The organism is Oceanobacillus neutriphilus, assembly GCF_014645515.1.
Taxonomy (GTDB): domain Bacteria; phylum Bacillota; class Bacilli; order Bacillales; family Amphibacillaceae; genus Oceanobacillus; species Oceanobacillus neutriphilus.
This window is the reverse complement of record NZ_BMLW01000004.1, coordinates 44,843-66,540: the sequence shown is the minus strand read 5'-3', so window position 1 is coordinate 66,540 and position 21,698 is coordinate 44,843. Positions and strand designations below refer to the sequence as shown.

Genomic DNA, 21,698 nt, shown 5'->3' with positions numbered 1-21,698 from the left:
ATGGAAAGCGGAGTGGTTGGCCGGAGCGGAAGCTATACACAATAACCTGTTCAAAAAATAAAAAGATGAGTTAACTAAAAGCAAGCATGATAATTGAGACCATGTACATCCTTGAACAGCAAGGTTAGTATGTTTCTTCTTAGGTGCGAAAGTTGAGTAAATAATATTGACGAAATAAATTTTTATAATTATAATCAATTCTGGAAACCGTTTACATAGAATAATATGGTTGAACTAAAAAAGGGGAGAGGATGCTATGTCAAAAACTGTTAAGCTTACAGATTGGATTTTTGAAATATTCAGCCTGCAAATACTATGGATTATCCATATATTCAAAGGTTTTATTGTTCTGGGAATCTTTCCGTCTATAGCAGCAGTTTTTGCAGTGATCAGACACTGGCTGTTGAAAAGAGAAGTGGAGTCACTTCCTCATATTTTTAAGCAATACTATAAAGAAAACTTTAAAACAGCTAATATATTGGGCTGGTTTTTTTCAAGTATTACGCTTATTGTCATTGTGAACTTTATTTATACAGCTTACTATCCGGAACAAATTCAAATAATAATATATGCTGCTGTCATATTCATGGCGATTATTTTGCTGATTGTCTGGGCTTATTTATTTCCAGCTATAGTTCACTATAAATTATCAGTCTATGAATTATTTTTAGTCGTTTTAAAAGCCGGTTTTTCGTCTCTGAAGGGCATCATCTTTCAGCTGGTATCTGCTGTAATTATCTTTGTTATTATATTAAAATTACCAGGCTTATTACTGATTTTCGGGATTATTCCTTTCGCATTTACGCAGACGATAATTAGTATTAAAGTATTCCATGAACTTAATTAGACAATTGAAGCAAATCTGGATGCCGCCTTGACTTCTGGGATTCTAGTAAAAGATGTCCTATAAATCTGTAAAAAACGACATAATTGCAGAAAAAAACTTATCATGATTAATCTCAGGATATACATGAAGCAGTGTCAGTTTTGGAAACCGGTTTCTAAATAATTTGAAAAAAATATAAAAAAGTAGTTGTATTTTTATGAGTTAGGGAATATAATCATCATATGAAACCGCTTTCTGTAGAATATTTGGAAACCGGTTTCCGTAATATTTATATTTATGTTCATAAAGTATATGAAACATGTAAAGGGGGGCTATATTTTTATATTTACTATGCAGCTGCAAAGGCGGGTCATAAAGATAAAAAATAATAAATATGGAGGTAGAAAAATGAAACGAGTGCTCTCTTTATTAATCATTTTAGGTCTGGTATCTATACTTACTGCTTGTAATAGCAATAATGATGCGTCTGGTTCAGATGGTAAGGACTCAGAAGGGACCGTTACATTAAATTTTTGGACATTTGGAGCAACAGGATATGATGAATTATTAAAAGAATATGAAAAAGAAAATCCTAATGTGAAAATTAAATTTAAAACCTCAGAGAATGCAGATCATCATGATGCTCTATTTACGGCTATATCAGCTGGGACTGGAGCCCCGGATATCGCTATGGTAGAGGTTGATCAGTTAGACCGTTTTAAACAGGCCCAGGATCGCTTTGTTAACTTATTTGATCAGGGTGCAGAAGAAATTAAGGATCAGTATCAGGATTGGTCCTGGAATACCGGACAAAATGTAGACGGAGATTTTATGTTCGGGTTGCCTACTGATATAGGGCCGAAAGCTTTATATTATCGTACAGACGTATTTGAAGATGCGGGATTGCCAACCGACCCTGAAGAAGTGGCAAATTTGATTGATTCTCCAGAAGCTTTAAAAGAAGCAGCTATACAGGTAAAAGAAGAAACGGATAAACCGTTTTTGGATAGTATGGAAATGGCCTATCGGGCTTATCTGGATGCAGCACCAGAAACACATCTGAATCCAGAAGGTGAGTTAATCGTTGATCAAGAAGGAAGCCCTGTTAAACAGGCATATGATTATGCAGTAGAGTTAAATGAAGCAGGACTTATCGGTAATTTTGAAATGTGGAGTCCTGAATGGGCAAATGCGGTAAATAATGGTGATTTTGCTGCAGAACTGGGCCCAGGCTGGTTAAAAGGCTGGATGGAAGGAAATGCGCCTGATGCTTCTGGATTATTCCGGGTTGCAACGTTGCCGACAGAGTTTTCAGCAAACTGGGGCGGATCATTTCTTGCAATTCCGGCAGAAACAGAACATGCAGAGGAAGCTTATGATTTTATAAAGTGGTTAACATCTCCTGAAAATCAATTAGAATCCTTCAAGAGTCATGGACTGTTCCCTTCAGCGCCGGCAGTATATGAAATGGATGACTTCAAATCAAATGAAGATGAATTTTTCGGCGGCCAGGTAACCTCAGTGGTATTTGGTGAAGCGGCAAATGATATTACGGAGGCAGTTTATAAAGGTGAAAAATATGTTTCTGTAAACAATGAAATTTTAACGGCGTTAACCAACGTACAGGAAGGTGCTGACCCAGAGGAAGAATGGGATGCAGCAGTACAGCGTGCTGAGGACCTAGTCAGCCGTTAAAAAGGATGCTCAAAAAGAACATTTAGCATGGATATGGCGATGTCACGCCGTATCCATGTGCTTACTAGAAACGGGGTGAACGCATGGTCTCCTTAAAAAAGAAACAAAAAACGAAGAAAAGGTATCTGTCGGAAGAGAAAAAAGACATGATTTCGGGATATCTATATGTGTCACCGTTTTTTATTATTTTCTTTTGTGTGGGTTTTTTTCCAATCCTATTCAGCCTATATTTAGCCTTTCAGCAATGGAATGGGCTTTCGCCTATGGAATTTGTAGGGCTGGATAACTTTAAAATTGTTTTGACAGACTCTCTTTTTTGGAAATCTGTCTACAATACAATCGTTATGGGCTTATTGGGAACTGCCCCGCAGTTAATTGTGGGGATTATTTTAGCATTTTTATTAAATCAGGTATTTTTGCGGTTTAAACAATTTTACAGGGTAACTATTTTCATGCCCTATATTACATCGATGGTGGCAGTTGCACTGGTATTTAGTGTTTTATTCAGTAATCAGGATTCATCCATGGCGAATTATATATTAGGGCTGTTTGGGCTTGATCCAATAAATTGGGCTACTTCAGAATGGGGCACTAAAATTGCAATTTCTTTAATGGTTTTCTGGAGATGGATTGGATACAATACGATTATTTATCTGGCAGGATTACAAAGTATTCCCCGTGATTTATATGAAGCTGCAACGATAGACGGGGCAAGCAAATTCCAACAATTAAGATATATTACCATGCCGCTCTTAAAACCTTTTATTCTATTAACTGTTTTTTTCTCTACTGTTGGAGCTTTACAGCTGTTTTCCGAGCCAACTGTATTTCTTGGACAGAGTGCTTTTACAAGAAGCGAAGCAATGACCATTGTTATGTACTTATACCGTGATGCTTTCCGATTACAATCATTTGGCACAGCATCTGCAACAGCAGTTATCTTAGTAATCTTTATAGCAGTTCTGGCAGCAATTAATTTATATCTGACTTCAGGTATAGGGAGAAAAAAGAAAAGAGGTGCAGGTAAATGAAAGAAGTAGGTTCCAAGAAATTCTCATTCAGCAAGATTTTAATGTATGGTTTCCTGACGCTTGCATCTCTTTTATCTCTTTTCCCGTTTTACTGGATGTTTGTAATGGCGACACGACCAAGTGCGGCTTATAATTCTATACCTCCTACGCTTACCCCTGGAAATATGTTAGTTGAGAATTTCCAGAAGGTATTACAGCAAATTGATTTTTTTGGAGCAATGTGGAATTCACTGATACTTTGTGTAGTCGTTACGATAGTGGTTCTGTTGATTAGTTCTTTAGCTGGTTTTGCGTTTGCGAAATTTAAATTTCCCGGTAAGAATATCCTTTTTATTGCCATTCTATTGACGATGATTATACCGCCTCAGCTGGGGCTGATTCCACAGTATTTTTTAATCGCAAAAGCAGGATTACTGGATACCTTGCAAGGGGTTATGATTTTATCTTTTCTCAATCCATTAGGAATATTTTTAATGAGACAATATATCAGCGGATCGATTTCAGATGAATTAATTGAAGCAGCAAAATTAGATGGAGCCTCTAATTTTAAGATTTACTGGAAAATAGTGCTGCCGATTATACTCCCGGCTTTCGCAACTTTAGGCATTATTGTATTTACCTCCGTATGGGGAGAGTTCCTATGGCAGTTTACAGTTCTGCGTGATCCGGAGATGTACACGATACAGGTTGCATTAGCCTCCCTCAATAACACATTTAAAGTCGATTATGGTATGTTAATGTCAGGTGTATTTTGGGCGACGATTCCATTGGTTATCATCTTCCTCTTATTTAACAAATTATTTATAGCGAGCATTACAGAGGGAGCTGTCAAATCTTAAAATAACCTGGGATAAACTTTTATAGAATATTGAGGCGATTCCATGAAACTTACAATCAGAAATATAGCTGAGATAGCTGGTGTTTCACCATCAACAGTCTCAAAAGTAATGAATAATTATAGTGGTGTCAGTGAAGAAACCAAAAAAAGAGTAATGGATGCAATTAAAGAGAATAAATATCAGCCTACTTATACGGCCAGGACACTCTCAACGAAAAAGTCTAAGCTGATTGCTCTGATATATGCAGGTAAAATTAATGTCGATTTTAACCATCCTTTTTTCAGTGAGGTAGTCAGCGCCTTCAAGAAGACGATTGGAATGATGGGATATGATATCATCATGTTTTCAGATGAAAGCTTTGGACATGATAATGGGAGTTATTTGGCCAGATGCAGATATTACCATGTGGAGGGCTGTGTGATTATTGCCGGGGATGAAATTGAAGAAAGTACGCAGGAATTAGTCCAAAGCGGGATACCCTGTGTCGGGATTGATATTGAATTAAACGGCCCTGATGCCAGCTATGTCATGACGGATAATATTCAGCTCTCCACCAATGTTGTTCATCAATTATATTTGGATGGGATAAGAGACATTGGATATATTGGAGGAGTGCGTGATTCTGCAGTAGCCAGAGATAGGAAAACAGGCTTTGAGAATGCGATGGAGCAGTTAGGTATGGAAATAAATCGTGACTGGATGGGGTATGGAGATTACTACGAGGAAAGCGGTTATCTGGCTATGAGAAAGATTTTGGATAAAAAACCGTACCCAAAAGCTGTTTTTGCTATTTCTGATTTGATGGCATTTGGTGCTTTGAAAGCGATAGAAGAAGAAGGTCTGCAGGTTCCGCGTGATATTAGGATAATCGGCTGTGATGATATTAACGCCTGCCGCTACAGCAGTCCGAAACTGTCAACGGTTAAGCAATACAAAAGCAGGCTGGGAAAGCTGGCTGCGAATATTTTACATGATTTGATATCGAATGAAAAACAGATAGCGCCAGTTTTAATTGATTCTGAGTTAATCATGAGGGAGTCTTGAATATTATTATAAAGGTATTTAACTCAACTTTCACACCTTAAAAAAATAACTTGCTTATCATAGAGACAGATACTGATTGTACCTTTCATCTATCCCTTGACAAAGCATAAACGCTATCCAGAAAGAAGGTAACGTGTAAGGCTACCGCTGCGGCGGACCGTTTTGCTTTCGACGTACAGGACGTACTAATGCAGGCGTTGCAACAACGCTTTTCGATGGGGTGAGTAATCGCAACCCCAGGACGTTGCGATTTTAGCCTGCCTAGGGGCATGCTCTTCAGCTAACTTTTGCCAAGAAGAGCACTTGGCAAAAGTGGATCTTCAGATGATGCTAATCCCTGTCCAGCTACAAGCGTCAAAAACTAGACAACTTCCCGACAGCGCCCTACGATAAGTCATCATCCGTTCGTAAACTCACGGTGATTCCTTTATCTCAGTTGCTTCGGTCCAGTTGTTACGTTTTTAGACGACGCTTTCCGCTTTTCTTTCAGGAGTCAAAACGGTCCGCCTCCGCTAGCAGGATGTTCTATACAGGTTGAAATAGCTGACTAAATAGAAGTTAGATCAGATAAAATTTTTTCTTGACTCAAGGTAAAATATTCTGTCACGATGTCTTTCTGTCCATGAAAGCTATTCCTGATATTTACTATCCTTGCTGGGGTATCATTTTAATTGCCAAATCAACCATTTGAAACATTAAAATAATCTTTTCATTAAGCAAAAAGGGATTGTTTCATCCAATTCAATTCCATCAGGCTATGATTTCTTTCATACGCTGTAGAAGCCTAACTGAGCGCAGACCAACCACGTAGACTCCTATGGGAACAGGGCGAGCTGAAGATCCACTTGAAAAACGGTTTTCTTTTCAAGTTAGCTGAAGCCGTCCCCATGGAAAGCGTAGTGGTTGGTCGGAGCGGAGCTATACACAATCTCCATTTCAGTAGAAGGATGGTTTAACAAAATGCAAGCGAGATAATGAAGAATATGTTCATCCTAGAATAGGAAGGTATAGATGCTTATTCTCAGGTGCGAAAATTGAGTATTTAATATATAAGAATGCTTTAAAAAGGTGGTGCTCTAATGTACCAATTAACAGATAACAATGAATTTATGATGGAGGATTTTCAAAGACTTTCTCCTTTTTCCAGCTTTCTGCCAGGTATTGCCGGAAAGAATGGAATACCGCTCTGGGCATTTTATGTTAATCGCGGGCAGGCAATGGCTGGTTTTGGCATACGGGATAAAGATGCTGCTATAACAGAATTTTTTCCAGCTGATAAAGCTTATCAAATGGTTCCGCTCCAAGGGTTTCGAACCTTCATTAAACTGCGGACGAAAGAGAAACAGATTGTTTTTGAACCTTTTTCCTTCATTCATGATAATGAAACGGTGCAGGAACAGTTAAAAATAAATGAAAATCTCCTGCAGCTTAAATATTGTAATAAAAAGTATGGACTGGTTTTAACGGTTGAATATTTTACACTTCCAAAAGCGCCATTGGCGGGACTTGTGCGGGAAGTGTCATTAGAAAATATTGATAAGGAAGAAAAGGACCTTGAAATCGCTGATGGACTGGCAACGATTTTACCTGGAAGCCTGCCTAATGCTTCCTATAAAGAGATAGGCAACACGTTGAAAAGCTGGTTTGATGTGGAAACAATCGATAACCGGTTTAATTTTTATCATTTACGTGGAAGTACAGCAGATAATGCAAACGTTTCGCAAATATACGATGGAAATTTCTATAGCAGTTTAACCGTTTTAAATGGGGAGGAACGAATAGTAAAACCTCTCTATGATCGTGAATTGATTTTTGGGAAGAATCTTACGCTGCAAAATCCTGATGCCTTTCATTCAGAGTCTGCAGCTTCGATTATGGAAAAGAAACAAATTCCCGTCAATAAAGTGTCAGGAGGCTTTACAGTCTTAGCTAACAAGCTGGCACCAGGGGAGAAGCTTCATATTGTGTCTCTTATCGGTTATGGAGAAAACCGTGGAACAGTAAAAGAATTTATAAATAAAAATTTTCGATATGAGAAAATAATGAAATATAAAGAAACTGCGAAAACAATAACAGATAAGCTTACCAGTGTTGTCGAAACAAAAACGGCAGAGCCATTATTTGATGCTTATGTAAAGCAATGCCAATTGGACAATGGCTTGCGTGGCGGTTTTCCTATGATTTTTCAAAGTGAAGAAAAGGATCATATATTCTATCTTTACTCCCGGAAGCATGGAGATTTAGAAAGGGACTATAATTTTTTCTCCATCAGTCCGACCTTTTATTCTCAAGGCAATGGGAATTATCGTGATATGAATCAAAACCGGCGGCTTGATGTTATATTGAATCCAAAATTAAAAGATTATAACCTGAAGCATTTTGTTAATCTGCTTCAGCTTGATGGATATAATCCACTTTCTATTAAAGAGGTAAGGTATAGGCTGAAGGATAGAAAAATCGATTTTTGTAAATATGGCCTGTCGAAAGCACAGAATAAAAAAATTTATGAGCTATTAAGTAAGTCGTTTGCGCCAGGAGATATCTTACAGTTTGTACAGGACAATTCTATTCAGCCAGCTGTCTCCTTTGAAAAATTTTTAGCGGAAATACTTTCGATCAGTGAGGAATCATTAGAAGCTGAGCATGGAGAAGGATTTTGGGTTGATCATTGGACATATAATTTAGACCTTCTTGACAGTTACTTAGCAATATATCCGGATAAAGTGAAAAGTGTATTTTTTGATACTGCTTATCGATTTTATGACAGTCCAGCGTATGTAAATCCTAGAACAAAAAAATATATACAAACAGAAGGAAAGCTTCGTCAATACAATGCTGTCCAGGTTGATGAGGAAAAACAAAGCGATCAGGAAAAAAACAATAAACAATGGGTTCGAAGTAATTTTGGAGAAGGAAAAGTTTATGAAACAAACTTATTCTCGAAGCTTTTTTTACTTGCTGCTATTAAAACCTCCACAATTGCACCGTTTGGGTTGGGCATGGAGATGGAAGCGGGGAAACCTGGATGGAATGATGCCTTAAATGGATTACCCGGTATGCTTGGTGCGAGTACACCGGAGCTGTTCGAATTAAAGAGACTTTTGCAGAAGCTGCAGGATATTTCTGATGTGTCTGAAGCAAAGATTGTTCTTCCAGAAGAGGTGCGCGAATTTGTAAATGATCTGGCAACGCAGATTTGTCAGGCTGATCAAAAAAACAGGGAAGGGCAATTAAAATACTGGAATAAAGTAAGCCTGTTAAGAGAATCTTATCGATCTTCCATAAAAAAGGGTATATGTGGAGAAAATCTGGAATTATCATTGGAAGCTGCGATGAAGCTGTTAGGAATCTATCATCAGCAGGTGGATGCTGCAATAGAAAATATAGAGAGATATAAACAGCAAGAGCTCATACCAACATACTTTTATTTTGAAGCAGAAGCAGATGGTGAAAATCCAGGGGAGATAACGGAATGTAAGCCGCATGCAGTGACTCCATTTTTAGAGGGAATCGTTAAAAAGTTAAAATTAACTGATTCCAAAGAGGAAGCGGAAAGAATTTATAACGCTGTACGCCAATCTGATATTTTTGATGCGAAACTTGGAATGTATAAAACGAGTATGTCTATTAATGAAGATCCGGTTGAACTTGGAAGAATTAAGTTTTTTACACCGGGCTGGTTAGAAAATGAATCCGTATTTATGCATATGGAATATAAATATCTGTTAGAACTGTTAAACAAGGGATTATTTAAGCCATTTTTTAATGATATCCGATCTGCTTTGGTACCATTTATGGATCCCGCAAAATATGGCAGAAGCATTTTAGAGAATTCATCCTTTATAGCAAGCAGTGCAAATCCTGATTCATCTATCCATGGCAAGGGTTTTGCGGCCAGGCTGAGCGGTTCGACGGTAGAGCTATTAAATATGTGGGTCTTGATGTTTATTGGGAAACATCCATTTACGTATGACAGGGAGAATGATTTACTCCATTTTCGTTTGCAGCCTGCACTGCCGAGCTGGCTTTTTAAAGAGGATGGCACTGTTTCATTCAAACTTTTCAGTTCTATAGAAGTAATCTACCATAATGAAAGTCGTCAGGATAGCTTTGGAGAAGCTGGTGTTGTACCGGTTCGTTATGTCATGGTTTATAAGGATGGAAGAGAAAGAATCGTATCCGGATCCGAAATTAGTGGTTCATTAGCATATGACATCCGAAATCAATCTGTTGCAAAAATAATGGTAGAGCTTAAATAAAAGTTAATCCATCATTTTAACATTCCTCTTTCTTAAGCAATCAATAAATGCTTTAAATATTTAAAGCGGATTCAGTCAAATTGATAAAGTAGATACTAACTTTTCTAGGAAGGAAGAGATATTAATGAATAAGTATATTGCTTTTGATATAGGGGGTACAAAAGTCAAACACGCTGTTTTACTGGAGGACGGGACTTTTATAGAAAAAGGAGCGTATCCTACAAGAAAGGCCAATCTGGACCAATTTTTAACAGATATCATGCTGACCGTTCAAGCTTATCAGAATCGTTTTGATATAGCAGGGGTTGCCATCAGTATGCCGGGCTTTGTAAATATAAAAACGGGCTATACCGAAGATGCAGGTGCCATTACTATTTTGAACGGGAAAAACTTAAAGACGCTCTTAGAAGCGAGACTTCCATATGTTATAGAAATGGAGAATGATGGAAATTGTGTGGCGCTGGCCGAAAAATTTAACGGTAATGCAGTAAACTGTCAGGATTTCATTTGTATCACAATTGGAACAGGGGTAGGCGGCGGTATATTTTTAAATAACAGGATATTCCATGGTCATCAATTTAAAGCTGGGGAAATTGGCTATATGCTTACGCCGGGAAGTCAGCCCGGAAGTGAGATATGGAGTGACAATGGCTCTACTTCCAGTTTAATTAAAAGCTATAAGAAGCAAAAAGGGTTAGGAGAAAATGAAGTCATAGAGGGGATAGATATTTTTCAAGAAGCGGAAAGTAATGCAGAAACGAATCTCCTTGTGGACGAATGGATGAAGCGGGTCAGCTTTGGTATTTTTAACATAGCAGGGACGCTGAATCCGGAGAAGATATTAATAGGTGGAGGCGTAAGTGCCCGTGCAGAATTTGCCCAAAGAATAAAAAATCTTTTGGAGCAGCAGAAAGAATGGCAGTTTATAAAAGTTCCAATTGAGACTTGCAAGCATAAAAATGATGCAGGCATGTTAGGTGCATTAAAGCATTTTCTGACCCAAAGAGATATGGTGAAATAAAAAATCGAATAGGTATGAATACTGGAAAACAGGGGTTCAGTCTGTTGGTATTAAGCTGTTGTGAAAGGAGACACAGGATATGTTACATGAGAATCTGAAATCTTTCCCGAAGGACTTTCTATGGGGAGCTGCTTCGGCAGCATACCAAATAGAAGGTGCATGGAACATCGATGGAAAGGGTATTTCGAACTGGGATAAATTTGTACGTATACCAGGAAAAACATTTAAGGGAACAAATGGTGATATAGCTGTAGATCATTACCACCGCTATAAAGAGGATGTCCAGCTGATGGCTGAGATGGGATTGAAAACGTATCGTTTTTCTGTTGCCTGGTCGCGCATTTTTCCAAATGGGAAAGGAGAAATAAATCAAAAAGGGCTTGATTTTTATAATGATTTAATCAATGAGTTAATAGAGCATCACATCGAGCCGATTTTGACTATTTATCATTGGGATTTACCGCAGGCCTTGCAGGATGAGTACGGAGGCTGGGAGTCGAGACAAATCATAAAAGATTTTACAAACTATTGTATTACATTATATAAAGCATTTGGTGACCGGGTGAAGTATTGGGTTTCCTTAAATGAACAAAATGTTTTTACAAGACTGGGCTATCAGACCGCCATGCACCCCCCTGGAGTCAAAGATGATAAGTTATTTTATCAGGTGAATCATCATGCCAGCCTGGCGAATGCGGCAGCAATTAAAGCGTTTCGCAGCCATGTCCCGGATGGGAAAATTGGACCTAGCTTTGCCTACTCACCGGCATATGCTGCAACATCAAAGCCTGAGGATGTTCTTGCCGCTGAAAATGCCGAGGAGCTCGCAAGTCACTGGTGGATGGATGTATATACCTGGGGTACATATCCTCAAGCAGCATGGAATTATTTAGAACGAAAAGGAATAGCTCCTGAAGTAGAGGAAGGAGACTTAGAGCTGTTAAAAGAAGGAAAACCTGATTTTATGGGAGTCAACTATTATCAGACAACAACCTTTGAAAAAAATCCTTTACATGGCGGCACATCAGAAGGACATTTTAATACTTCCGGAGAAAAAGGAACATCAGAGGATACAGGTATTCCAGGTTTGTACAAAACGGTAAGGAATGAGAATCTAAACAGAACAAACTGGGATTGGAATATTGATCCCCAGGGTTTACGTATTGGTCTGAGAAGAATTACAAACCGTTATAAACTTCCCATCTTAATAAGTGAAAATGGACTTGGAGAATACGATAAAGCAGAAGAAGACGGCTCCATAAATGATGATTATCGTATAGAATATATTGAGTCACATGTGAAATCGATACAGGAAGCTGTAACAGATGGAGTAGAAGTAATAGGTTATTGTGTATGGTCATTTACGGACCTGCTAAGCTGGTTGAATGGATATAAGAAACGTTATGGTTTTGTTTATGTTAATCAGCATGAAGAAGGAGAGCATGATCTCCGGCGTATGAAAAAGAAGAGCTTTTACTGGTATAAAGCTGTTATAGAGAGTAACGGAGAAAACCTTAAATAATAAAAAATATATTAATGGCAAAAGGCGGTACTTATTTGTGCTGCTTTTTGCCATTTTTAGAGCAGAAACTTGTATACGTTTAGCAAATCATACCGGATGTGGATAAAGTCAATTTTTATACACAGCCTTACTCATCAAATGTGGATAAGTCCCCTGTGACAGCATCTACACCGTAAACATCACTAGTGACCTTTCCGCATAGACGGTACATATCCGTTTGCTGATCGTGGACATATACAGGCTCTAATTCAATATGCCCGTATAAGAGGTCAGCAGCTGTCTCTTTATCCACTTTCACAGATTCGGCTTCTGCAAAGAAGTCAAAAGCATCGAGTAAAGGAGTTTGGTCCATATAATTATCAACCTTAAATGTCACCGGATTCATCCACAGCATCAGGGATGGATAAAGAACCTTTAGAGTTTCTTCTGCGGGGTCCAATCTTGCCAATAAATAGCCCTGCTCACGTTTTACAGAGGTTAAGCGCCATAGACCGCTGTCGTCTGGGAACTTCATCCGCAGCATATTCGTAATCTCTGTTACCATTTGATCGATAGCATTATCGGAAATGGGTTTATTATTATCCTGAACCTCTCTTTTTTGGAAAGCTTCTTCCTCTGTAGTTGTATATTTTAAGTCAATTTCTTTTTCCTCAAACCTCTCTGTGGAAGGCTCTGTCCAGGTTAAGATAATATCGAGCGGCTTGTATGAAAGATTATTTTCTATTTCACTAAAATAAATAACAGAGCCCGGGGTCTGATTCGGAATGAGGAAACTGGATATAACATAATAGGGCTTCCAGGCAGCAGTTGATTCATCCGGAACTTCAATAACTTTACAATGCCGCTTCACTAAAGGCTGAACTGCCTCATCAATTAGATTAAAAGGTTCCCAATGAATTTGAGATTCATCTGCAAATAGACCATGTACAAAAAAGCCCGATAATTTTCCATCTTGGTTAAAGTGAATATCAATGGAACCTCCAGGGAAAAGCCTTATATTATCCACAGCTGCGTGAAATTCAATATTTTCTTTTGTTTCTTTCACAAGCTTGAATTGTCTGCCATATTCTAATTGTGTCTGCTCTTCAATCCATTCAATAATAGCTTCCATGTTATCCACTTGTGGAAATAGTTCTTCAGGCAATACATTTTTTTCATCCACAAAAACAATTTCCGTTATCTGTTTTGTATCGATATCCACAGATATTTCCACAGCTCCTGCTGGATTTGAGTCATCTGCCTTTTTACTGGATCCATTTGGAAACCAGTTCATGCTTAAAACAATTTGGTTATCATTATATTTCAGCAAATCATAGCTTTCTAAATAAAAATCATTCAGCTGAAATTGTTCACGAGTTTTTTCAACGATTTCTTCGATAGCGGGATGCATGACTTGACTATACCTCACTTTTGACTAATAGAATGTTTAAAGTATAACATGCTGTAAAGTGTTTCTAAAGGAATCTATCATTGACTAAATGAGCAGGATTAATCCTTGTAAAGAAAACGACCCCGAATCATTATCGAGGTCGTTTTATCACAACTGAGAAATATAATATTAATTTCCTAAATAATTAATCAATCCGTTGGTAACCGCCCGGGCCACACTAGATTGATAGTCCGACGTCTGTACGACAGTTAAATCATTCGGATTTGTAATAAATCCAAGCTCAATCAGTACAGAAGGAGCGTTTGTTTCCCGAAGTACTTTATATCCTGCCTGCTGTGTGCCTCTTGAAGGCAGAGAAACTGTGGAAGCTAGTGTACTGTCAAGCGATTTTGCCAATGCAACATCTGAATCTGAGTTATAATAAGTAGTTACACCGCTCACTGGAACAGCAGAAAAAGTATCATAATGCAAGCTGACAAAAGCATCGGTATTAGAGCTGTTACTGATTTGTACTCTTTCATCCAGTGAAACAAAATAATCGCCGCTTCTAGTCACAGTGACATTTGCTCCGGCTTCTTCCAACTGTTGGATAACATAATCAGCTGTTGAACTTACAATATCTTTTTCATGGACATTATTTAATCCGATAGCTCCCGGATCCTTACCACCGTGACCAGGGTCTATGACGATATTATATCCGGATAATGAGCCGGAACTGCTGGATTGTGTCTGAGCTGCTTTCACGGTTGGAGCAGAATCGCTACTGGTGTCTGCTTCTTCCGAACTGGTATTGCCGTCAGATGTCAGCCAGGCTGCAATCCACCCTGTTCCTCCCTGTGCTAAGGAAATTTCAATCCAATCTCCCGAGGTTGAGACAACATCAAATGATTCTCCTTTATATGCGTAGGAAATGATTCCGTCTGATGTACTTGGACCGGAACGGACATAGATACTTTCAGCAGAAACAGTAACTGTTCCGGACGCGCTTGAAGCTGCTTCTTCAGATGGTGCTTCCTCCTGATCGGAATTGCCGGTTGAAATAAGATGATGCTTGGCAATCCATACAGGTTCACCACCGTAATAAGTTTGCACCCAACCATGTTGTTCATCAAAAACGTTAATTTGATCACCTTTGGAAAGCTGCCCGACAACTGAAGCATCATTAGAAGGCTCACTCCGAATATTTAAGACCGGAGAGCTGACTTCATAACTATTACTATTTGCCAAGCTCAAAGCCGGCAAGAAAAAACTGATAATTAATAAGATTGCTGTTAATAGATAAATTTTTTTCGTTTTCTTTTCCATTAAATCCTCCTCTGGATGATTAAGATTAAGTTCATGGTTGGATATTAATAGAATAGCCTAAACACAGAGGAGTTTAAACATGAAAAGCTAAAAATAATTCAATAAGACTAGCAGTTATATATTCTTTTAGGATTAAATATTTGCTTTTGGTAAATAAAACCAATTATAATCTAAGTTCTTTTCTAAAATATGTGACCTGCAGGCAGGAGTTTATTATAATTTATTCATTGCATGCTCTTTGGTATTAAGGACTGCCGAATGACAGGATGCTATTGGCAGAATTTCATTGTCAAAGCATACAATCATTTATTATCCTCAAAAGGAATCAGTGTGGAAGCAGCTTTAAAAGCTCTTGTATCATTTAATATGTCACCTGGCTTGCTGGCTTTTCCAATAATGTAGCCTGCAAAATGCATTTTATAGAAATCACATATATATTGAAACTGCTGAATAAGCGGCAGCCCTTTAATAAATGGATTATCACCGCCGACAATAATCACATATACATTTTTTTTCGATAATTTCTCTCTGAAATCCGGATAATCAGAATCTCTTAAGATTTGCGACCAGCGGTCAATAAACAGCTTCATAAGCACAGACATACTGTACCAGTAAATAGGTGTGGCAAAAACAACTGTATCATGCTCTAACAGCTGATCAATAAGCTTTGTATGATGATCGTTTACAGGTGTGAACCCATTTATATCATGCCTCTGGTCGATAATTGGATGAATCGTGTAATCACGTAAATAGACATGTGTACCCTGATTCATAGGCACTGCCTCATAAGTCAGAAGCTCAGTATTGCTGTTCTTGCGTGTCGACCCATGGAAAACGATAATGCTCATAAACATCCTCCTTTTATATTGAAAGAAACGCATTTAGAGGAAATAAAGATAGCAGCTTACACTGATCAATATTAGTCTGTCTAAATCCTGTTCTTAATTAAAAAAGCAATATGATACAGGATATGTATGCTTCTGTCGGTGTATGCCTGAACATGGGAAATAGAGATAGGAGCGGGGAAGCTCCTATCTCTATTTCCATCATATTTTGCCTGTTCAGATCAAAGGCCGTTACGTTTAAGCATTTGCGGCCTATGGTCCTATGTTACATACGAATCCATTTCCAAATTTCTTTCGGAGTTGCATTTTTACCATATAAAAGAATTCCGACTTTGAAAATCTTTCCTGCCAGCTTCATAAAAATATAGATACTTAACATAATGACTGCGACCGAAATAATAATCTCTATCCATGGCCAGCTGTCTAACAAGGTCAGCCGGATCAGTAATGTTAGAGGAGCTGTAAACGGGATATAGGTGCCGACAGCAGCGACGACCCCGTCTGGATTACTGATAACTGGTCCGATGATAACAAACTGTAAGAATGGCAGCATCATGACAAGCCCCTGCAGGTTCCCTGCGCTGGAAACATCGGACATGGTTGCGCCAACACCAACAAAAATAGATGCAAACATCAGATAACTTAAGAGTGCAATAACTACAAAGAAAATCGTTCTCGGTACAAATAAATTTTCTAAAATTGGAATATCTGTCTGCCAAATAGCAAATGGAAGTAAAATGGCGATAAAAACTGCCACCTGTATAAGACCCAGCATAAAGTATCCAAGGATTTTTCCCTGCATCAGCTCAGATGGTGTTAAAGAAGATAAAATAATTTCTGCAATTTTATCTTTTTTCTCTTGAGATGCACTCTGGAAAATAGCCATTCCTGTAAATGTAATAGAAAGCATAATAATACCTGCAAAAATACCGGGTATCAGTGTTTCCAAAGGGTTTTCTAAATCAAACAGAGAACTTTCTTCGATATTGGAAGGGGGTTCTCCCTCTCCCTGAATTGTTCCTTCTACAAAAGAGATAGGTTCCATCAGTTGATTTATTTCCTGTTGACTGAGGCCGGCTGCTTCTGCCTTCATTACTTGTAAAGGAACTGATAATGTCTGTAATTGCCCAGGAAATAATGGATCCGCTTTTTCACTGGTGTATGTGGCAATCCGATTTTCCTGCAAGGATTGTTCATTAATAAATAAATACGCTGTATAGGGTTCATCAACCTCTGTTATTTCAGATTGGGGTGTATCTGTAGTCTGCAGGTCCCATCCAAAATCCTGCTCTGTATTTATGGATTCTATTTCTTCAAAAAAACCAATATCTTCATTAACATATACGGTCATATTTTCAGCATTGTCCGTATCATCATCAGAGTCTGAGAATAAAGAACCTAAAAAGAAAAACAAAATAAATATAGCTGGTGTAATAAATAATCCAATCACAAATGTTTTATTTTTTAAATTTCGTTTTAGTTCCCATTTTGCTACTTTCATGGAATTTTGCATTCTATGAACCTCCTTCCGGGGAAACAAGATGTTTATCAGTGGCAATATCAATAAAAATTTCGTGCAGGGAAATACGGTTAATATGTAGTTCCTGTACATCTAATTCGTCGGGTAATTGCTTTAACCAATGATGCGGAATAATCCCTTTTGGCAGATGAAGAATCGAGCGGCTTCCATTATATTCAATGCGATCGACTTCAGGAATTTTTTCTAACAGAGCGGGCGGGTTTTCCCCATGCAATACACACTTGAAATTAGCATATTGCTTTTTCACATCATCCAATGTTCCATAAATTACTTTCTGACCATGCTGTATCATAAAGAGACGGTCACACATCTGCTCTACCAGGTTCATTTGATGAGATGAAAGTAAAATTGCCGTTCCATTTGCTGCCAGAGAAGCGATTTCCTCTTTAAAAACCTCCTGGCTGACAGGGTCTAAGCCGGAAAATGGTTCATCAAGAATCAACAGCTCCGGTTCGTGAAGGATAGAACCGATAAATTGCACCTTTTGGCTCATCCCTTTGGAGAGCTCTTCTACGGAAGTGTTTTCCTTTCCTTCTAAATCGAATTTCTTCAGATACATGAAGATGCGTTCCTTTGCTTTATCTAATGGATAATCTTTTAAATCTGCAAGGTATAAGAGAATATCCATGACCTTTACATCCTTATAAAGGCCTCTTTCCTCAGGGAGATAACCAATTTTGGATTTGGGAATCCCTTTACCTGTCTGCTGATGAAAATGAATCTCGCCGCTGTCAGGATACATAATTCCCATAATATTGCGGATAGTAGTGGATTTGCCGGCGCCATTCGGGCCCAGGATAGCCATGATTTCTCCACGGTATACTTCAAAAGAGATTCCTTTCAGGGCTTCTTTATCTTTAAAGGATTTTCTAAGGTTTGCAACGGTTAATAAGGTATTCATATATATATAACTCCTTTCTGAATATTGGATTAAACACTTCTTTTTACTCCCAGCCTCAGCAATGATTTTATCGTTTATTCTCTTCTGTTTTTTTGCTGATTATATGATGAAGCGATATGATGCCCCGAATAATAATTGGGAGCGCGATCCCTCCAATAATCATAGATGCTAAGATTCGAATAGCATAACCTGTCTCAATAACAAAGAACATAATAATAACAGCGATCAATAAGAGCAGGGGCAGTGTCATTTTCCCTAGAGAGGCCAAACGGTGTTTTCCTTCTGTTTTCCATTTATTCGAGTACTGTGCAATTGCAGTCCAGGCTATAATAGCGACAAGTACACTGAAAATAACAGCTGCTGTAAAAAGGATTGAGTGTAAGACACCGGAGCTCATTATTGCTCCACCCCATAACAGTGCAGTTATAAAAAATAACGAAATTGCCATTTTTATCATAGGATCACTGGAGCTTTTATATTTTTCTGCTGTTGTATCAAGGTCACTGTAAATCGATTTTGTACCTGGTTCCGCCCGAAATAAGTGTATACCTGCTTCTGAGGCAACATGCGACCAACCGGAAGATAAAAAAAGGTCAAAGTATTCTTCTTCCTCTCCCTCTTCTAATGAACGGTAATCTAAATTGTAGATATAATCCGAGCTCTCTCCTTTTTCAAGAATATATCCCATAAATTTAAAATCACAGACATGCCAGCCCTTCAAAGATAAGCGGCGCAATTTTTCCATATCTTTCTCCTCCGAAAAGGCTAACCCGTCTGACATCATATATTTTGTCTGTCTCATTCCTCAACCTCCTTAAGTCCGGTTTCTGCTAATTGAATCATTTGTTTTCTCAGCTTCACATCCTCTGCTAAAACTTCTCTGCCGTTTTCGGTAAGTAAATATGTTTTACGTCTCGAATCTGATCCATCATGTAAATAAATCCATTCTTGTGTTAACAGCTTTTTAATAATGGTGTACATGGAAGCAGGACCTATTGAAATAATGCCACCTGTTGTTTCTTCAATAAGGCTCATAATAGCGTAGCCATGCCTCGGCTTCGTTAAAGCAGCCATAATATAAAACATGGAATCTGTTAAATGCTCCGACTTTTTCAACCAATCACCTCCAGTATCACTTTAAGATATATCATAAAACGATACAATGAAAATCTATCATAAAGTGATATATAAGTCTATAGTTATATCACAATTTGATACAAACATGAATATCCATAAATTACCTTCACATTTCGTTCAAAATATGTGAATAAATTCACAAAAAACTATTTACGTATTATAATTCACGTGTTATTATAAAAGTGTAATCAAGGATATCCTAAATAATAAATTGTGAAACATTGAACAATAAACTATTTTAAATAAAGGGAGAGATTGACATGATGAACTTTTTAAGAACAAACAAATACATTGCGGGGCTTTGGGTAGTGATTCGACTTTATCTTGGATACACATGGTTAACATCTGGCTTGGGCAAGATTGCAAGTGGAGAATTTGATGCAGGCGGTTTTCTGCAAGGTGCTTTAGGAAATCCGGATGTACCAGGCTGGTGGGCAACATTTCTTGATGCTGTAGCCATTCCGAATGCTGGACTATTTTCTATCGCTGTTATGTGGGGAGAAGTGTTTATTGGACTTGGACTAATCTTAGGTATTTTCACAAACCTTGCTGCACTTATGGGTGTTGTGATGAACTTCTCTTTCTTACTAAGCGGAACATTATCTACAAATCCGCAAATGGCTATCTTGGGAATCTTCATTGCTATCGCTGGTGCGAATGCTGGAAGATACGGTCTGGATCGCTGGGTACTGCCTTATCTTAAAGAAACCTGGAAACAGCGTGTAAGACATGGGAAAACAAAAGAAACAATGGCTGCCTAGTAACGGCAGATAAAAAAATATGTAAATGATAGAACAGGAGAGCAGGGAACCCCGCTCTCCTGTTCTATTTATGAGGTTCAAAGGTTCTGCAGGATTCAGCCGATAAATTGATCCGTTCATAAAGGATGTTCCAAAAGTCGCCAAATGATAAGCAGCGAATCTCTGCGTTGACGTGACCTTCTTGCTTCTAATTAGACTACTTTTGGAAAAAGGACTTAATACCTCATTTTATTGAATATCCTCTAACAAGCATTGGATCAAAACGGCACTCCGCGCTATATTTAAAACCCTTTCTGAATTGTTTTCATGTTATTTGTCCGGAAACTCCTGTATAATGGCTTAGTAATGACAAGATGAAAGAAAAGGATGTTGACAATGTCAGGGCAACCGCAAACACAATCACAGACAGTCTCGCAGAATGATAAGATTTTTTCGCGGGATTTTCTATATATATGGATAGCTAACTTTTTTATTTTCCTCGGTTTTCAAATGACTATTCCTACGATACCACTATTTGTGAAAGACCTCGGCGGCAGCGACCAAATGGTGGGAATTATTGTGGGGATTTTTACATTTTCCGCACTGCTGATACGTCCTTATGCAGGGCATGCTTTAGAAAGTAAGGGGAGAGGGTATGTTTACCTAATCGGGTTAGCTATTTTTGTCCTCTCTGTGGGGGCATTTGCATTTACGGCAAGTATGTTATTTTTAATTATTATTCGAATAATTCAAGGCGTCGGCTGGGGATTCTCGACTACAGCCGGAGGAACAGTTGCAACAGATTTAATTCCCCCAAAAAGAAGAGGAGAAGGGATGGGCTATTTTGGTTTATCCGGAAATATTGCTTTGTCTTTTGGACCCAGTCTGGGTTTAACCTTAGTCGTCCTTATTTCTTACCAGCAGCTTTTCTTATTATGTGCATTAGGTGGTGTGCTTGCATTTCTTTTTGCGATGCGCATACGTTATAAAAAAGTGGATCCGGCACATCAAACAAGAGTAGCACGTTTTGATGTATTGGAAAAAAGTGCATTACAGCCATCGATTTTACTATTTTTTATTACTTTTGCTTTTGGTGGAATAGCTACATTTCTGCCTCTGCATGCGATAGAAAGAGGCGTGGAGGGCATTCAGCTCTATTTCTTTATATTTGCTGTATTTATTATGATTTCCCGGCTTTTTTCGGGCAGACTATATGATAGAAAAGGTCATAAATTGATTTTCCTGCCTGCGGTATCCCTGATATTAATATCCATGCTTCTCCTGGCATGGCTGCCAAATACGACAGTTTTGTTAACTGCAGCAGCTTTGTTTGGCCTTGGGTTTGGAGCTGTACAGCCGGCATTGCAAGCCTGGGCAGTCAATCAGGCACCTGCTGACCGGAAAGGGATGGCAAATGCTACCTTCTTTTCCTGTTTTGATCTGGGAGTAGGGATAGGAGCAATTTTATTCGGGCAAATTGCAGCAATACTTAACTATACATCTATCTACTTAACAGCAGCAGCCTCTATCGTTATTTCTATATTGATTTATGTATTTACGGTCCTTGGAAAATCATCTGACAACGTAAAGGTGGGTTAACAGG

The 21,698-nt window shown here is 38.3% G+C and carries 17 protein-coding genes; 10 read left to right on the top strand and 7 right to left on the bottom strand.

What is annotated here, in order from left to right; translation table 11 throughout:
* Window positions 1-256 precede the first annotated feature (256 nt).
* The 8 genes from IEX29_RS07635 to IEX29_RS07600 all read left to right on the top strand — a co-directional run bounded on the left by IEX29_RS07635 (window position 257) and on the right by IEX29_RS07600 (window position 12,237).
* Complete coding sequence (locus IEX29_RS07635) at window positions 257-847, top strand: YesL family protein (protein ID WP_188733878.1); 591 nt, start codon at window positions 257-259, stop codon at window positions 845-847.
* Between the two features lie 387 nt (window positions 848-1,234).
* Window positions 1,235-2,521, top strand: coding sequence for an ABC transporter substrate-binding protein (locus IEX29_RS07630; protein WP_188733877.1), 1,287 nt, complete (start codon window positions 1,235-1,237; stop codon window positions 2,519-2,521).
* 83 nt (window positions 2,522-2,604) lie between these two features.
* Window positions 2,605-3,552, top strand: coding sequence for a carbohydrate ABC transporter permease (locus tag IEX29_RS07625; protein WP_188733876.1), 948 nt, complete (start codon window positions 2,605-2,607; stop codon window positions 3,550-3,552).
* The gene (locus tag IEX29_RS07620) at window positions 3,549-4,391 is read left to right on the top strand and encodes a carbohydrate ABC transporter permease (protein ID WP_077602376.1); all 843 of its coding nucleotides are present in this window, start codon (window positions 3,549-3,551) and stop codon (window positions 4,389-4,391) included. The genes IEX29_RS07625 and IEX29_RS07620 overlap by 4 nt, the downstream gene beginning before the upstream one ends.
* A 42-nt stretch (window positions 4,392-4,433) precedes the next feature.
* Window positions 4,434-5,435: a LacI family DNA-binding transcriptional regulator gene (locus IEX29_RS07615; protein WP_188733875.1), complete on the top strand. Its 1,002-nt coding sequence runs from the start codon at window positions 4,434-4,436 to the stop codon at window positions 5,433-5,435.
* A gap of 1,079 nt (window positions 5,436-6,514) precedes the next feature.
* Window positions 6,515-9,694 (top strand): hypothetical protein, encoded by a 3,180-nt coding sequence (locus tag IEX29_RS07610; RefSeq protein WP_188733874.1) that lies wholly within the window; start codon window positions 6,515-6,517, stop codon window positions 9,692-9,694.
* A 124-nt stretch (window positions 9,695-9,818) separates the two neighbouring features.
* Window positions 9,819-10,715, top strand: coding sequence for an ROK family protein (locus tag IEX29_RS07605; protein ID WP_188733873.1), 897 nt, complete (start codon window positions 9,819-9,821; stop codon window positions 10,713-10,715).
* A 79-nt stretch (window positions 10,716-10,794) separates the two neighbouring features.
* Complete coding sequence (locus IEX29_RS07600) at window positions 10,795-12,237, top strand: glycoside hydrolase family 1 protein (protein WP_188733872.1); 1,443 nt, start codon at window positions 10,795-10,797, stop codon at window positions 12,235-12,237.
* A 127-nt stretch (window positions 12,238-12,364) separates the two neighbouring features.
* Here IEX29_RS07600 and IEX29_RS07595 read toward each other — a convergent pair whose 3' ends face one another.
* The 7 genes from IEX29_RS07595 to IEX29_RS07565 form a co-directional block, all read right to left on the bottom strand.
* Complete coding sequence (locus tag IEX29_RS07595; protein ID WP_229720130.1) at window positions 12,365-13,645, bottom strand: hypothetical protein; 1,281 nt, start codon at window positions 13,643-13,645, stop codon at window positions 12,365-12,367.
* 150 nt (window positions 13,646-13,795) lie between these two features.
* The gene (locus IEX29_RS07590) at window positions 13,796-14,932 is read right to left on the bottom strand and encodes an N-acetylmuramoyl-L-alanine amidase family protein (protein ID WP_188733870.1); all 1,137 of its coding nucleotides are present in this window, start codon (window positions 14,930-14,932) and stop codon (window positions 13,796-13,798) included.
* A 302-nt stretch (window positions 14,933-15,234) separates the two neighbouring features.
* A complete protein-coding gene (locus IEX29_RS07585; protein ID WP_188733869.1) occupies window positions 15,235-15,780 on the bottom strand; it encodes a flavodoxin family protein in 546 nt (181 codons plus the stop codon).
* Between the two features lie 262 nt (window positions 15,781-16,042).
* Window positions 16,043-17,290 carry an ABC transporter permease gene (locus tag IEX29_RS07580; protein ID WP_188733868.1) on the bottom strand — a complete coding sequence of 416 codons (1,248 nt, stop codon included), beginning with the start codon at window positions 17,288-17,290 and terminating at the stop codon, window positions 16,043-16,045.
* A 1-nt stretch (window position 17,291) separates the two neighbouring features.
* Entirely contained in the window at window positions 17,292-18,218 is a 927-nt protein-coding gene (locus tag IEX29_RS07575) for an ABC transporter ATP-binding protein (protein ID WP_188733867.1), read from the bottom strand.
* Between the two features lie 67 nt (window positions 18,219-18,285).
* Entirely contained in the window at window positions 18,286-19,020 is a 735-nt protein-coding gene (locus tag IEX29_RS07570; protein ID WP_188733866.1) for a DUF2812 domain-containing protein, read from the bottom strand.
* The gene (locus IEX29_RS07565; protein ID WP_188733865.1) at window positions 19,017-19,334 is read right to left on the bottom strand and encodes a PadR family transcriptional regulator; all 318 of its coding nucleotides are present in this window, start codon (window positions 19,332-19,334) and stop codon (window positions 19,017-19,019) included. Before IEX29_RS07565 ends, IEX29_RS07570 begins: the two co-directional genes overlap by 4 nt.
* A gap of 281 nt (window positions 19,335-19,615) precedes the next feature.
* Between IEX29_RS07565 and IEX29_RS07560 the strand changes: the two genes are divergently transcribed.
* On the top strand, window positions 19,616-20,116 hold the full coding sequence (locus IEX29_RS07560; RefSeq protein WP_188733864.1) for a DoxX family protein: 501 nt from the start codon (window positions 19,616-19,618) through the stop codon (window positions 20,114-20,116).
* Between the two features lie 375 nt (window positions 20,117-20,491).
* Window positions 20,492-21,694 carry an MFS transporter gene (locus IEX29_RS07555; RefSeq protein WP_188733863.1) on the top strand — a complete coding sequence of 401 codons (1,203 nt, stop codon included), beginning with the start codon at window positions 20,492-20,494 and terminating at the stop codon, window positions 21,692-21,694.
* The last annotated feature ends 4 nt before the right edge of the window (window positions 21,695-21,698 follow it).